Origin of the sequence: Burkholderia sp. AU33423 (genome assembly GCF_002223135.1) — a bacterium.
Taxonomy (GTDB): domain Bacteria; phylum Pseudomonadota; class Gammaproteobacteria; order Burkholderiales; family Burkholderiaceae; genus Burkholderia; species Burkholderia lata_D.
Window position 1 is genome coordinate 605,944 of the sequence record NZ_NKFH01000004.1, and the last position, 13,434, is coordinate 619,377.

Consider the following 13,434-nt stretch of genomic DNA (forward strand, 5'->3'; position numbering starts at 1 on the left):
CGATCGCTGCGCCGGGGGCTATGTGCAGACGATTGACATGCATCGACCTCCTGAGCGATACGGCCGCATCGCCCACCGCGCTGAAACCGGATTGTCGTATTCAGTGCCTACAACTAAGCTGTCTTGATCAAAATAACTGGACGCGAGATAAGCGCCATCATGCGAGGCTTTGTCGTCGCCACGCATCGGCATGGCGAATCGAGCCGCCTTCGGCTGACCGATTCGATCCTTTTCGCACGTGACCTGGCGTGCGCGGCAATCGTTAGACGGTTGATGAACGGGGTGAGCATATGGGCGCCGATCAGCGGCACGTGGTCTACTATTCGCGCGAACCGAACGACGCGTTGCGCGGCCATTTCGACGAATGCGGTTGGCGTGTCGATCTCGCGGAGACCGTGCGAGACGTACGACGCGTCGTGCAGCATGGTGTCGCAACGGCCGGGCTGCTCGATTTTTCGCCGGGCTTCAAGCCTTCCGACCTGCGCGAACTCGAATCCTGTCTGAGCATTCAGCACATCGGCTGGATCGCGGCGACGCGCCGCGGCCAGTTGCAGGACGCTACGCTGCGCCATCTCATTCGCGACTACTGTTTCGACTACGTGACGATGCCGTACGAGACGGCGCGGATCGTCGAGACCGTCGGCCATGCACACGGGATGATCGCGCTGACGGAAACCGTGGCGCCGCCCGTCGGTGCCGGACGCAGCGAAGGCGAAATGGTCGGGACCTGTGATGCGATGCTCGGGCTCTTCAGGACGATACGCCGCGTCGCGGCGACCGACGCGCCGGTATTCATCTCCGGCGAATCGGGCACGGGCAAGGAACTGACGGCGGTCGCGATTCACGAACGTTCGTCGCGCGCGCAGGCGCCTTTCATCGCGATCAATTGTGGTGCGATTCCGTCGACGCTGTTGCAGGCCGAACTGTTCGGCTATGAGCGCGGCGCGTTCACCGGCGCGAACCAGCGCAAGATCGGCCGCGTCGAGGCCGCCAACGGCGGCACGCTGTTTCTCGACGAGATCGGCGACTTGCCGCTCGAAAGCCAGGCGAGCCTGCTGCGCTTCCTGCAGGAAGGCAAGATCGAGCGGTTGGGTGCGCACGTGTCGGTGCCCGTCGACGTGCGCGTGATTTGCGCGACGCATGTGGACATGGAAGCGGCGCTGCGCGAAGGGCGGTTCCGCGAGGACCTGTTCCATCGCCTGTGCGTGCTGAAGATCGAGGAGCCGCCGCTGCGCGCGCGCGGCAAGGACATCGAGGTGCTCGCGCGCCACATGCTCGAGCGTTTCAAGGGCGACGCGCATCGTCGCCTGCGCGGCTTTTCCCCTGACGCGGTCGCGTCGCTGTACGGCTATTCGTGGCCGGGCAACGTGCGCGAGCTGATCAATCGCGTGCGCCGCGCGATCGTCATGTCGGAAGGCCGGATGATCACCGCAGCCGATCTCGAGCTGAACGATTTCGCGACGCTCGCGCCCGTATCGCTGCTGGAGGCGCGCGAGGCGGCCGAACGGCAGGCGATCGAGCAGGCGCTGTTGCGTCATCGCGGCCGTTTCGCGGATGCCGCGCGCGAACTCGGCGTGTCGCGCGTCACGCTCTACCGGCTGATGTGCGCACACGGCATGCGCGATCGCGGCGACACGCTGGCAGGGTTTTCAGCGCCGTCGCCGGAGCTTCCTCACCACGCTTGCTAAAATTGGCGGGTACGGCCGCCCTCGCGGCCGAAGGAACCCGCATGAAACAGTATCTCGATCTCGTTCGTACCATTCTCGATACCGGCACCTGGCAGGAGAACCGCACGGGGATCCGCACAATCAGCATGCCGGGCGCGATGCTGCGCTTCGACCTGCAGCAAGGCTTCCCGGCCGTGACGACCAAGAAGCTGGCATTCAAGTCCGCGATCGGCGAACTGGTCGGCTTCCTGCGCGCGACGCGCAGCGCGGCCGATTTCCGCGCGCTCGGCTGCAAGGTGTGGGATGCGAACGCGAACGAGAACGCGCAATGGCTCGCGAACCCGTATCGCCAGGGCGTCGACGATCTCGGCGACGTGTACGGCGTGCAATGGCGCCAGTGGCCGGGCTACAAGGTGCTCGACGCGGGCGCCGACGCGCAGATCGCCGATGCGACGCGCCGCGGCTTCCGGATCGTCACGCGTTTCGACGAAGACGGTGCGCCGAAGGTGCTGCTGTACAAGGCGATCGACCAGTTGCGCCAGTGCCTGGACACGATCATGGAGAATCCGTCCGACCGCCGCATCCTGTTTCACGCGTGGAATCCGGCCGTGCTCGACCAGATCGCGCTGCCCGCGTGCCACCTGCTGTACCAGTTCCTGCCGAATGCGACGAAGCGCGAAATCTCGCTGTGCCTGTACATCCGCAGCAACGATGTCGGCCTCGGCACGCCGTTCAACCTGACGGAAGGGGCCGCACTGCTGGAACTCGTTGGCCGGCTGACGGGCTACACGCCGCGCTGGTTCACGTACTTCATCGGCGACGCGCACATCTACGAGAACCAGCTCGACATGCTGCAGCGCCAGCTCACGCGCGAGCCTTACGACAGCCCGCGGCTCGAGATTGCCGAGCGCGTGCCGGAATACGCGAAGACGGGCGTCTACGCGCCCGAGTGGCTGGAACAGATCGAGCCGTCTGATTTCTCGCTCATCGGCTACCGCCACCATGAGCCGCTGACCGCGCCGATGGCGGTCTGATCGAGCAAGCCGGGCCGCGCGGATGCATCGAGCCGCGCCCCATAGAAAAAAGGCCCGACCGGCTGATCCCGGTCGGGCCTTTTTGTTTCACGTTTGCGGCGCTTACTGGCGATGCCGCTCTTCGTGACCGCCTTGCGGCGGCGGGTTGCTCGGGTGGGGCGCCTCGACGTGCGGTGCCGGTTGCGGCCGCGGTTCCATGCGCGGTGCGGGCATCGACGGGCGCGGTTCCATGCGTGGCGCCGGCTGCGGTCGCGGCTCCATACGCGGCGCGGGCTGTGGCCGCGGCTCCATGCGCGGCGCCTGCGGTTGCGGGCGCGGCATGTCATGCACGGCGGGGGCCGGCGGACGGTACTCGTTCACACGGGGCGGCGCGACTTCGCGATGCGGCGCCGGTTGTGCGAATTCGGGGTGCGCTTGCGGCGCAGCTGCCGCCCGTTCCGGTTGCGATTGCCCATGCTGGGCCGGCGACTGGAAATCGGGGCGCGGACGCGGCTGCGGAATCTGCGCCGTGCTGTCGAGCCGCGGTTGCGGCAGGGCGCGCGGCGCTTCGTTCCGGCTGCCGGGCTGCGCGCCCTGCGGCGTCGGCACGCCTTCCGGATGCGGCACCGCCGCGCTCCGCACGGGCGGCAGCGCATTCTGTCCCGCCGCGTGGAGCGCGGTCGGCGGAGCAGGGCGTTGACGTTCCATCGGTGTGTGCGGCTGCATCCACGCGGGTGACGGCGTCTCGGCCGCATGTGCATTGCCGATGCCCGCCGGACCGTTGTTCGCGACCGGCGGATGCGGGACGCCGTTGCCGGGCCCGAATGCCTGATGCGGCACCGGGTTGCCGGGCGCCTGCGGCATGCCGCCGTTGGCGAAACGCGGTGCGTTGGGGGTTTCGCCGTTCGCCGGCCGCGCGACATTCGGCGTGCCCGGTATCGGCATGCCCGGTATCGGTGTGCCCGGCCGCCCGGCCTGCACGGCGGCCGGCTGGCCTTCGCGAGGCGCGCGAGCCGGTTGCACGACGGGGCCGTGCGGATTCACGAGCTGCACGTTGTGCATCGCCCATGCGCCGCCGTCCGGCTTGCCCGGAACGCGGACCGGGCGAGCCGTATAGTCGGCCGGCACGTTCGTCTTCACGACAGGTGCGCCGGCACCCGGTACGCGTCCGCCTTGCTGCGCGAGATGGGCCGCCGCGTGGTCGAGATACGCGGCCGGCACGGCGGGATTGCGCGTCGCGACGTACGGGTGCTGGGCAATCGCTGCAGGCGGACGGTAGCTCGCATTGCGCAGCCCGCCCGTGAAGCTCTGGCGCACCGGCGCAATGCCCGGTGTCCCCGGCGTCACGTGCGCGTTGCGCCATTGTTGCGGATCGACGTGCTGCGAGAAGTGCGCGACCGGCTGGCCGTGCACGAACGCGGAGGCCGGTACGGCCGTGATCGCGTGCGGCGCGCGGAAGTTCACGTACGTCTTGTTGATGTTGGTGATATTGGTGATGTTCGTCACGTTCACGGTCTTGTTCACGTTGACGTTGTTCACCACGATGTTGCGGTTCACGCGGTCGTAGTAGTGCGGGCTCCAGCCGCCCCAGCCCGGATGCCACGGTTCGCCCGGGCCGAGCGCGAACCACGCGCAGCCGGCCGCGGCGACGCCGCCCACCGTGAGCGCGACGCTCCAGTCGGGGCCGCCGCCCCCGCCCACGAACGCGACCAGTGCCGGCGCATAGACCGGCGGCTGGCTGACGACCAGCGGGCCCGGTACCCAGGCCCAGCTATCGTCCACGTATGCCCAGCGGCCGTAGTGATACGGCGCGAAACCCCAGGGCGCATCGTCGACCCACGTCCAGCCCCACGGTGCCTGCCAGATCCAGTGGCCGTCGTGATACGGCGCCCAGTCGGCCGGCGTGTCGTTCGGCACCCATACCTGGCCGTAATTCGGCGTTTCGCGCCATGTGCCGTTCGCGTCGAGATCCTGGTAGCCGGGCATGTCGCGGGACACGTAGCGAGCCGACACCGAGCGCTCCTCGGCCGCGTCGCGGCTGGCGGCCCACTGGTCGAGCGGATCGGGGCCCGGGGCGGCGGATTGCTGTGCGACCTGCAGGTCGGTGCCCGTGAACACGACCTGCTGCCCGGGCGACAGCGGGTACTGGCCATTGCTGCCGTAGACGGTCGCACTGCCGCTGCGCACCGTGACCGTCGTGCTCGTGCCGTTCGGCGCGACGTCGACGCGATAGTCGCCGGGGCCCGTGATGCCGAGCGCGAGGTTGGGCGTGTCGATTTCATACGATCCGCCGGCCGGCAGATCGCGCACGTGCGTCGATACGGTGCCGAGCCCCACTTTCAGCTGGGTCGTCGTGTCGTCGAGGTTCAGTACCGACACACTCGTCGATTCACCGAGCCGCACCGCGGTCGAGCCAATGTGCAGTTCCGAGCGCGCACCGGCATCGTTCCAGAGCTGGTCGCCGGTCGTCAGCGGCCGGTTCACGGCGGCATACGACCACGTATCGGTGCCGGCCGGTTCGGTCGTCACGGCGCCCGACAGGTAATTGAGCCGCGCGACACGACCGGGCGGATCGCCGCCCGGTTGCCGTGCCGCCGCCGCATAGGGCGGGGCGCCGGCCGATTGCGCGAATGCGGGGGGCAGTGCCGCAAGCGCGATGAACGCGACCAGCGTGCAGCGGGCGGTTCGCTTGAGCGTGAACAGGGTGGCCATGGTGAGCGTCTTCGTCATTATCGCGGCGCGTCGATTCGTGCCGTTGAGTTCACAATATCCGCTCGGCCTGTTTCAATGCTCGGTGTTTTGTAAGTCGAATGGCACGCGATGTAACAAAACCTGTCGATCGCGCGCCGTTGTCGTGCAGACGCAATCCAGGCGTCAAGCGGACGTAAGCCACCCGTCGAAAACCTGCTGTCCGGGCACCGTGACGCGCAGCACACGCGGCCGTGCGGCGCGCTCGATCCAGCCGTGCGCGCAGAAGCTCTCGAGCAGCGCCGCACCGAGTGCGCCGCCGAGATGCGAGCGCCGTTCGCTCCAGTCGAGGCAGCCGCATGCGAAGCGGCGCCGGCGCGTGCGTTGCTGCGCGACGTCGATGCCCCATTGCGCGAGCGCCTGGGTGCCGAGTTCGGTGGTTTCGATCGCATCGCCGTCGGCAAGCAGCCAGCCGCGCGCGGTGAGCCCGTCGAAGATACGCACCGCGAGTTCGCCGGCCATGTGGTCGTAGCAGGTGCGCGCATAGCGCAATTCGGCCGGGACCGTGCGGGACGGCGCCGGAACCGGGCGATGCGGCGCGGCTGCACGCGCGACGTTCGCGAGCGCCTCGAGCGACGCCGCGATGTCGGCCGATGCGATCCGGTAGTAGCGGTGCCGGCCGCGCACGTCGAGCGCGAGCAGGCCGCCCTCGGTCAAGCGCGCGAGGTGGGCGCTTGCAGCGGACGGTGACAGCCCCGCGATCATCGTCAGCTCGCCTGCCGGTCTTGCGCTGCCGTCCATCAGCACCCACAGCATCGCGGCGCGCCCCGGGTCGGCGATCAGCGAGCCGATGCGGCTCAGGCCCGGAAAGTGGTGGTCGTCTTGGTCGGTCATCGTCGTGTCTCGTCAGGCGGGATGATCTTCAGTGTAGTGGGCGCGCGCATTCGATGTTTCGCTTTTGACTGAAATGTCGGATGCACGGGCGCGGGCGTCGTCGACGCGGCGGAACCGGGCTGCGGCCGCTTGCAGGGCGCGCGTAGAATGATGGCCGAAAGCGGCTGCAGCGGGCGGCCGCACGTGACACGATGCAACGATGAAGACGATTTTCTGTTTGCTGGCGGCCGCGCTCGTCTGCGCGGCCTGTGCGCAGGGCGGTGCGGGCGCGTCCGGCGAGCGTGGCGGCAGCATCGAGATGTACGGAACGATCGATCAGGGCATCACGGTGCGCCGCTGACCGGTGCCGGCTGTGCGCGCGCCGGGCCAATCCCCGGCAGCCGCGCCACACGGGGCGCCCCGCGACGCGTTGCCGCAGCGCAACGTATAATGGCCCGATTACAGCGCCCCTGCCGCCTGGAGCCAACAAGATGTCCCAACCGTCCCCCGTACCGGCCGCCCTCGACCGCACCGAAACCGTATTCCGCTTCCTCGCCGAGCCGTCGTCCGTGAACTTCGGCGGCAAGGTGCATGGCGGCGCGCTGATGAAGTGGATCGACGAGGTCGCGTATGCGTGCGCGGCCGTCTGGTCGAGCCGCTATTGCGTGACGGTCAGCGTCGGCAACATCCGTTTCCAGCGTCCGATCATGGTCGGCAATCTGGTCGAGCTGAAGGCGCGCGTCGTCGCGACGGGCCGCACCAGCATGCACATCCATGTGTCCGTGCATGCCGGCGATCCGAAGGGCGGCATGCTGCGTCAGACGACCGATTGCCTCGTCGTGTTCGTCGCGGTCGACGAGAACGGCAACCCGGTGCCGGTGCCGCCGTTCGTGCCCGAGACCGACGAGCAGAAGGTGCTCGCGAAATATGCGGCCGACGTGCGGGCCGCGCTCGACAAGATCGTCGAGATGAAACCGGAAGAGGTCGCGAAGGGCGCGGTCTGACCGCTGCGGGCGCCGCATCGCGCCGCGCCCGTCGTCCTGCTTCTTCTTGCCGTTACTGCGACCCGATCATCTGCTCGGGACGTACCCACGCATCGAATTCCGCCTCGGTCAGGTAGCCGAGCGCGAGCGCGGCCGCCTTCAGCGTCGTGCCTTCCTTGTGCGCCTTTTTCGCGATCTGCGCCGACTTGTCGTAGCCGATGTGCGGATTGAGCGCCGTCACGAGCATCAGCGATTCGTTCAGCAGCAGGTCGATCCGCGAGCGGTTCGGCTCGATGCCCACCGCGCAGTGGTCGTTGAAGCTCTGCGCGCCGTCGGCGAGCAGCCGCACCGACTGCAGCACGTTGTGCGCGATCATCGGCCGAAACACGTTCAGCTCGAAATTGCCGCTCGCACCGCCCACGTTGACCGCGACATCGTTGCCGAACACCTGGCAGCACAGCATCGTCACGGCTTCGGACTGCGTCGGGTTCACCTTGCCCGGCATGATCGAACTGCCCGGCTCGTTTTCCGGAATCGACAGTTCGCCGAGCCCGCAGCGCGGCCCGCTCGCGAGCCAGCGGACGTCGTTCGCGATCTTCATCAGGCCGGCCGCGACCGTCTTCAGCGCGCCGTGTGCGAACACCAGCGCGTCGGCCGCCGCCATCACCTCGAACTTGCTCGGCGCCGTCACGAACGGCAGCTTCGCGAGCCGGCCGATTTCATCGGCGACGCGCACCGCGAACTCCGGATGCGCGTTCAGCCCCGTGCCGACCGCGGTGCCGCCGAGCGCGAGTTCGTACAGGTGCGGCAGCGCCGATTCGACGTGACGGATGCCCTGGTCGAGCTGCGCAACGTAGCCGGAAAACTCCTGGCCGAGCGTGAGCGGCGTTGCGTCCTGCAAGTGCGTGCGGCCGATCTTCACGATGTCGGCGAACGCCTTCGACTTCGCATCGAGCGTCGTGCGCAGCGTGCGCAGCGCCGGCAGCAGGTGGTTGACGATCGCGTACGCGGCCGCGACGTGCATCGCGGTGGGGAAGACGTCGTTCGACGACTGGCCGCGGTTCACGTCGTCGTTCGGATGAACCTTGCGCGCTTCGCCGCGCTCGCCGCCCATCAGTTCGCTCGCGCGATTCGCGATCACCTCGTTGAGGTTCATGTTGGTCTGCGTGCCGGAGCCCGTCTGCCACACGGCGAGCGGGAATTCGCGCGGATGCTTGCCGGCGATGATCTCGTCGGCCGCGTCGATGATCGCGCGCGCCTTGTCGTCGGCCAGCACGCCGAGCGACTGGTTCACGGCCGCCGCCGCGCGCTTGACGATCGCGAGCGCGTGGATCAGCTCGGGCGACTGCTTCTCGGTCGAGATCCGGAAATTCTGCAGCGAGCGCTCGGTCTGCGCGCCCCAGAGCCGGTCGGCCGGCACGGCGATCTCGCCGAACGTATCGCGTTCCATCCGAACTGCTTCGTTCATGATCCACTCCTCCAGAAAAGGGGAAAGGCCGCGCGTGGTCGCGCGGCATCAGACGTAATCAGACGTATCGTGAGGCAGTCGCGCCGCTTGCGCGGCGTCTCGAGGTGTTCAGCCGACTAGCATAGCGCCGGCCCGGATTTCGCGTCTTGTCGCGCTCAGTGCGACGACGTCACGAGCGACGCGCTTTTCAGATGAAAGCGCCACGCCATCAGCACGGCCACGCTGGCGAGGCCGGCCGCGAGGCCCCACCAGAGGCCGCGGGCGCCGAGGCCCACGTGGAACGCGAACCAGTAGCCGGTCGGAAAGCCGATGCCCCAGTAGCCGAGGGTCGCCGCGAGCATCGGGATGCGCGTGTCCTTCAGGCCGCGCAGCGCACCCGACCCGACGGTCTGCGCGCCGTCGACGATCTGGAACACCGCGGCGATGCCGAGCAGCGACGCGGCGAGCGACACGGTGGCCGCGTTGGCCGGATCGTCGAGGTTCAGGTACAGGCCGACGATCGCATGGGGCGCGACGATCAGCACGATGCCCGACAGCGTCATGAACGCGACACCGAGGCCGAGTGCGACGAAGCCGGCATGCCGCGCGGCGACGGGCGCCCCTGCGCCGACCCAGTAACCGACCCGCACGTTGGCGGCCTGGCCGATCGCGAGCGGCACCATGAACGCCACCGACGCGACGTTCAGCGCGATCTGGTGGGCGGCCAGCGACGTCGCGCCGAGCACGCCGACCGTCAGGCCGGTGGCGAGGAACAGCGTCGACTCGACTCCGTATGTGATCGCCACGGGCCAGCCGATGCCGATCAGTTCGCCCATCATCGGCAGCTTCGGGCGTGCGGCCGTGACGAAATGGCGGAAGCGTTGCCGGCCGTGGAGCAGCCAGATCAGGGCGAATGCGGTGAGCCAGATCGTGATCGTCGTTGCGACGGCCGAACCGAGGAAGCCGAGGCGCGGCAGCCCGAACGCGCCGTGGATCAGCCCGTAGTTCAGCACCCCGTTGACGCCGACACCGCCGATCGATACCCACAGCAGCCGGCGCGCCGCGCCGATCGCCGGCAGGAATGCACGCATCAGCCCGACGCCGATCAGGCTGCCGAGCGCGGCGAAGCGCAGGATACCGGTGTATTCGCCGACGTGATGCGCGAGCAGCGGCGGCTCGTGGAACATCAGCAGGATCGGTTCGGACAGCGACAGCGCGATGATGGCCGGAATCGCGAGCAGCACGGACAGCGCGAAGCCGGTCCAGTAGATGTGCGGGACGCGCTCATCGGCCTTCGCGCCGCGCGCATGCGCGACGCTGACGCTGACCGACGACAGCACGCCTTGCAGCACCGTCACGATGACGAAGAAGAAGTTCGCGCCGAGCCCGCCCGCCGCGAGCGAATCGGGGCCGAGCGAGCCGAGCAGCACCGTGTCGGTGACGCTCATCGCCATCTGCGAGAGCTGCGCGATCGCGAGCGGCGCGGCGAGGCGCGCGGTATCGGCGGCATGACTGGACAGGGACGGCGGCGCGGCGGCCGTCCGCGTAAGACCGGAATGCGACATGGAATGGGCGCTCGCGCGGGTGCGGGCCCGCGCTATATGTATTTATTTTGAGAGACGGTTAGCTTACGGCTTTATTCGAACGGTGTCGAACGCGCGCGCCGATGGCCATGTCGCAGGCAGGGGGAACCGTCGGCCCTAGGCTTCGCGCACGGCAATGCGCGTGTCGCCGAGCAGGACGACCTGGCCCGCGCGGATCTTGCAGGTCTTGCGCAGCTCGACCGCGCCGTCGACTTTCACCGCGCCGGACGCGACGATCAGCTTCGCGGTGCCGCCGCTGTCCGCGAGGCCGGTGATCTTGAGAAGGTTGTGCAGCTCGACGTATTCGCCGGTCAGCGTGAAATCCAGATTGGGCATGACGAAGAAGGTGCGCAAAGCGCGGGAGGAATCGCCTCGCATCATACGGCACCGCGGGCCGGCGCGCGAGCGCGGTCGGCCGCCGCCCGCAGTTGTTAGGGAGTGTGAGCCATTCGTCAGCAAATGAAACGGTGGGTAACAGTCTGAGAGATTCGAGAACCGGCCGCGCGGGCCGCGGGTCTTCTGTCGTACCTGCTGCGTGTTGCGGCGGGGGACGCAACGGACCGCATCGCTGCGGTTCGGGCTCACAACTTCCTGAGGAGAATTGCCATGTCCAAGATTCGTACGATGCTGATCGGTGCCGCGTTGACGGCGTTCGCCACTTCGGCCGCATTTGCCCAGACGGGCACGGCGGTGCAGGGCGCAGCCGGTGCCGGCGTACAGGCGCAGACGCCGGCGGCAGGTGCCGGTGCCGGCATGCAGGGCGGCGCGGGCGCGAACGCGTCGGGCAATGCGGCAGGCGGCGCAACCGATGCAGTCGGCGCGGCAGCCGATGGCGCGAAGGAGTCGGCGTCGTCGGCCGTCCACTCGGCCAAGAAGCACACGAAGCATGCCGCGAAGTCGGCCAAGAGCCATGTCGGTTCGGCCAAGGCGAAGGCTGGCGAAGCGACCGAAGGCGGTGCGTCGGTCGGCGCGGAAGGCGGTGCATCGGCCCAGGGCGCCACGCAGTAAGCGGTGGCCGGCGCCGCGCGACGCTCGTCCTCGACGGCGCGTCGCGACGGTGGCCATCCGACGGCCCGGTTCGCGTGGCGCGAACCGGGCCGCTTTCATCTGTCGATGCGATCGGGCGCGCCGTTACGGCCGCCGTTGGCTTTGCCCCTGGCCCTGCTGACCCTGCGCCGGCCGTGCGGCCGTCGGGGTGAATACGCTGCGCAGCCACGCGGCGAGCCGGGCGAAGACGTCGTACGGTTCCTCGACGAAGATCTCCGGCTTCAGCAGCCGCAGGTACTCCATGATCTGCTGCGCTTCCTGCTTCTGGAACGAGCCGTGCGCGAGCCCGAGCCGCAGCAGCCCGCGTAGTTCGCCGAGCTTGTCGCGCGCGGTGCTGCCGACGCTCATCTCGCACGCGAGCTTGGCCTCGTAGACCCGTTGTCGCAGCGATTCCGCGAGCCGCCACGCAGGCGTCTGCATCAGTTCCTCGAGCGTCTGGATGTCTTGCGCCGCCCCCTTGATCTGCGAGGCGAGCGGATCGATCAGCGACGGGTCGCCCTGCGCTTCGGCGACGATCGCTTTCGCCCAGTCGCGGCAAGCCTTCGCGAGTTCGTCGGGGGTCCATTCGGAGCGCGACGCGAAGCCGAAGCCGAATTCGCCGGCCTGTCGCATCAGGATCGCGACGACGTCCGGAAATTCCTTGTCGAGCGTGCGTTTTGCCCACGCGTACTGGCCGCCCTGCAGCATCCGCTGCACCGCGTGTTCGGTCAGCGGCACCATGTTGTCGAGCAGCTTGGCGCGCAGGAAATCCTCGAACGACGGCGTCGCGAACTGCGGGTCGAGTTTCAGCGACACGCGGACGAACGCGTCGTAGTCCTTGCGCAGGGACTCGAGCGTGTCGTCCTTGAGGGAAAGGGTGATCTGGCCCATGAATCGTCTCGATGGCGGCCCGTGCAAGCCGGCGGCCGGCACGGCGCACCGGGACGGGCGCAGCGTCGACTGACCGTGCGCGCCGAGGCCGGTGGCGGGTATTCATTCCCTTTATCGGCGTGCCGGGCGGAAACTTGAGCGCGCGTGACCGAGCGTTTGCTCAGGCGGGCAGCCAGTGGGGCAGCACGACCCCTTGCCAGAAAAAGAACACCGCGAGCCCTGCCGCGATCGTCACGAGCGGGCGGCGGGTGGCGGCCGACACGAGCACGGCGGCGAGCGCGCCGACGAGCTGTGGATTGCGCCAGGTCAGCTCGGCCGCGCCGCCGTGCGGCGAGACGGCCATCGGCACGATGATCGCGGTCAGCACGGTGACGGGCACGAAGCCGAGCGCGGTCCGCACGAGCGGCGGGAAGGTCAGCCGTTCGCCGAACAGGAACAGCGTCGAGCGGATCGCGTACGTGATGACGGCCATCCCGAGAATCAGCAGCGCGTAGCTCACGATGCGGTCTCCGTGCGCGAGCCGGCGCGCGTGCGTTCGTGCAGCAACGTGAGCGCGACACCGATCGCGACGCCGGCCGCGACCGCGCCGAGCAGCCCGAGCTTGTACGGCCAGCCCTGCCAGAAGTACGCGAGCGTGCCGGCCGTCACGGCTGCCGCGAAATAGCGCAGCGTGCCGAGTTGCGGGACGACGATCGCGATGAAGGTCGCCGCCATCGCGAAATCGAGGCCAAGCGACTGCAGGCCCGGGAATGCCGCGCCGAAGCCGATGCCCGCGAGCGTCCAGACCTGCCAGTTCAGGTACATCGCGAGCCCCGAGCCGAAGAAGTAGTGGGGGCCGATCGCGCCCGGCGGAAAATGCCGGTAGTGCGCATAGGCGACCGCGAACACCTCGTCGGTCATCAGTGCGCCGAGCGTCGCACGCCAGCGCAGCGGCAGGTGTGCGACATAGGGCGCGAGCGTCGCGCTGTACAGCAGGTGACGCAGGTTCACGATCAGCGTGGTCGCGAGCACGACGACGAAGCTCGCGCTGCCCGCGATCAGGCCGAGCGCGATGAACTGCGCGGAGCCCGCGAACACGGCGAGCGACATCAGCGCGCCATGCCATGCGGCGAGCGGGCCGCCGCCCACGAGCGTGCCGAAAATCACGCCGAACGGGGCGGCGCCGATCATCATCGGGATCGTGTCGCGCGCACCGTCGAGCCATTCGTTCAATGGACGGCGGGCAGGCGATGCGGGTATCGGATTCAAAGGATGCTCCTCCAT

The 13,434-nt window shown here is 68.5% G+C and carries 13 protein-coding genes; 5 read left to right on the top strand and 8 right to left on the bottom strand.

The annotated features are described in order from the left end of the window. Positions 1-290 precede the first annotated feature (290 nt). Positions 291-1,688: a sigma-54 dependent transcriptional regulator gene (locus tag CFB50_RS05535; protein WP_089445184.1), complete on the top strand. Its 1,398-nt coding sequence runs from the start codon at positions 291-293 to the stop codon at positions 1,686-1,688. Positions 1,689-1,729: 41 nt separating this feature from the next. After that, positions 1,730-2,701 carry a thymidylate synthase gene (locus CFB50_RS05540; RefSeq protein ID WP_089445185.1) on the top strand — a complete coding sequence of 324 codons (972 nt, stop codon included), beginning with the start codon at positions 1,730-1,732 and terminating at the stop codon, positions 2,699-2,701. A 102-nt stretch (positions 2,702-2,803) separates the two neighbouring features. Here the strand turns inward: CFB50_RS05540 and CFB50_RS05545 are convergent, their stop codons facing one another. Continuing rightward, the gene (locus tag CFB50_RS05545; RefSeq protein ID WP_089446037.1) at positions 2,804-5,392 is read right to left on the bottom strand and encodes a DUF6600 domain-containing protein; all 2,589 of its coding nucleotides are present in this window, start codon (positions 5,390-5,392) and stop codon (positions 2,804-2,806) included. Positions 5,393-5,554: 162 nt separating this feature from the next. Beyond that, positions 5,555-6,262, bottom strand: a complete 708-nt coding sequence (locus CFB50_RS05550; RefSeq protein WP_046545220.1) for an ArsR/SmtB family transcription factor — start codon at positions 6,260-6,262, stop codon at positions 5,555-5,557. Positions 6,263-6,461: 199 nt separating this feature from the next. On the opposite strand from CFB50_RS05550, the gene CFB50_RS39420 reads away from it, so the two are divergent. Next, positions 6,462-6,602, top strand: coding sequence for a hypothetical protein (locus tag CFB50_RS39420; RefSeq protein ID WP_164991999.1), 141 nt, complete (start codon positions 6,462-6,464; stop codon positions 6,600-6,602). 130 nt (positions 6,603-6,732) lie between these two features. After that, positions 6,733-7,245 carry an acyl-CoA thioesterase gene (locus CFB50_RS05555; RefSeq protein ID WP_039370920.1) on the top strand — a complete coding sequence of 171 codons (513 nt, stop codon included), beginning with the start codon at positions 6,733-6,735 and terminating at the stop codon, positions 7,243-7,245. A gap of 52 nt (positions 7,246-7,297) precedes the next feature. Here CFB50_RS05555 and fumC read toward each other — a convergent pair whose 3' ends face one another. The 3 genes from fumC to CFB50_RS05570 form a co-directional block, all read right to left on the bottom strand. Further along, on the bottom strand, positions 7,298-8,692 hold the full coding sequence (gene fumC / locus CFB50_RS05560) for a class II fumarate hydratase (protein WP_047850516.1): 1,395 nt from the start codon (positions 8,690-8,692) through the stop codon (positions 7,298-7,300). Between the two features lie 155 nt (positions 8,693-8,847). Continuing rightward, positions 8,848-10,236: a multidrug efflux MATE transporter NorM gene (gene norM, locus CFB50_RS05565; protein WP_089445186.1), complete on the bottom strand. Its 1,389-nt coding sequence runs from the start codon at positions 10,234-10,236 to the stop codon at positions 8,848-8,850. Positions 10,237-10,371: 135 nt separating this feature from the next. Further along, complete coding sequence (locus CFB50_RS05570) at positions 10,372-10,590, bottom strand: RNA-binding S4 domain-containing protein (RefSeq protein WP_006486208.1); 219 nt, start codon at positions 10,588-10,590, stop codon at positions 10,372-10,374. A gap of 270 nt (positions 10,591-10,860) precedes the next feature. Between CFB50_RS05570 and CFB50_RS05575 the strand changes: the two genes are divergently transcribed. Beyond that, on the top strand, positions 10,861-11,262 hold the full coding sequence (locus CFB50_RS05575) for a hypothetical protein (protein WP_069247457.1): 402 nt from the start codon (positions 10,861-10,863) through the stop codon (positions 11,260-11,262). Between the two features lie 123 nt (positions 11,263-11,385). On the opposite strand, the gene CFB50_RS05580 is transcribed toward CFB50_RS05575, so the two are convergent. The 3 genes from CFB50_RS05580 to CFB50_RS05590 all read right to left on the bottom strand — a co-directional run bounded on the left by CFB50_RS05580 (position 11,386) and on the right by CFB50_RS05590 (position 13,434). Continuing rightward, a complete protein-coding gene (locus CFB50_RS05580) occupies positions 11,386-12,171 on the bottom strand; it encodes a DUF4088 family protein (protein ID WP_089445187.1) in 786 nt (261 codons plus the stop codon). 160 nt (positions 12,172-12,331) lie between these two features. Continuing rightward, positions 12,332-12,670 (bottom strand): AzlD domain-containing protein, encoded by a 339-nt coding sequence (locus CFB50_RS05585; RefSeq protein WP_069247459.1) that lies wholly within the window; start codon positions 12,668-12,670, stop codon positions 12,332-12,334. Beyond that, positions 12,667-13,434, bottom strand: a complete 768-nt coding sequence (locus CFB50_RS05590; RefSeq protein WP_089445188.1) for an AzlC family ABC transporter permease — start codon at positions 13,432-13,434, stop codon at positions 12,667-12,669. The genes CFB50_RS05585 and CFB50_RS05590 overlap by 4 nt, the downstream gene beginning before the upstream one ends.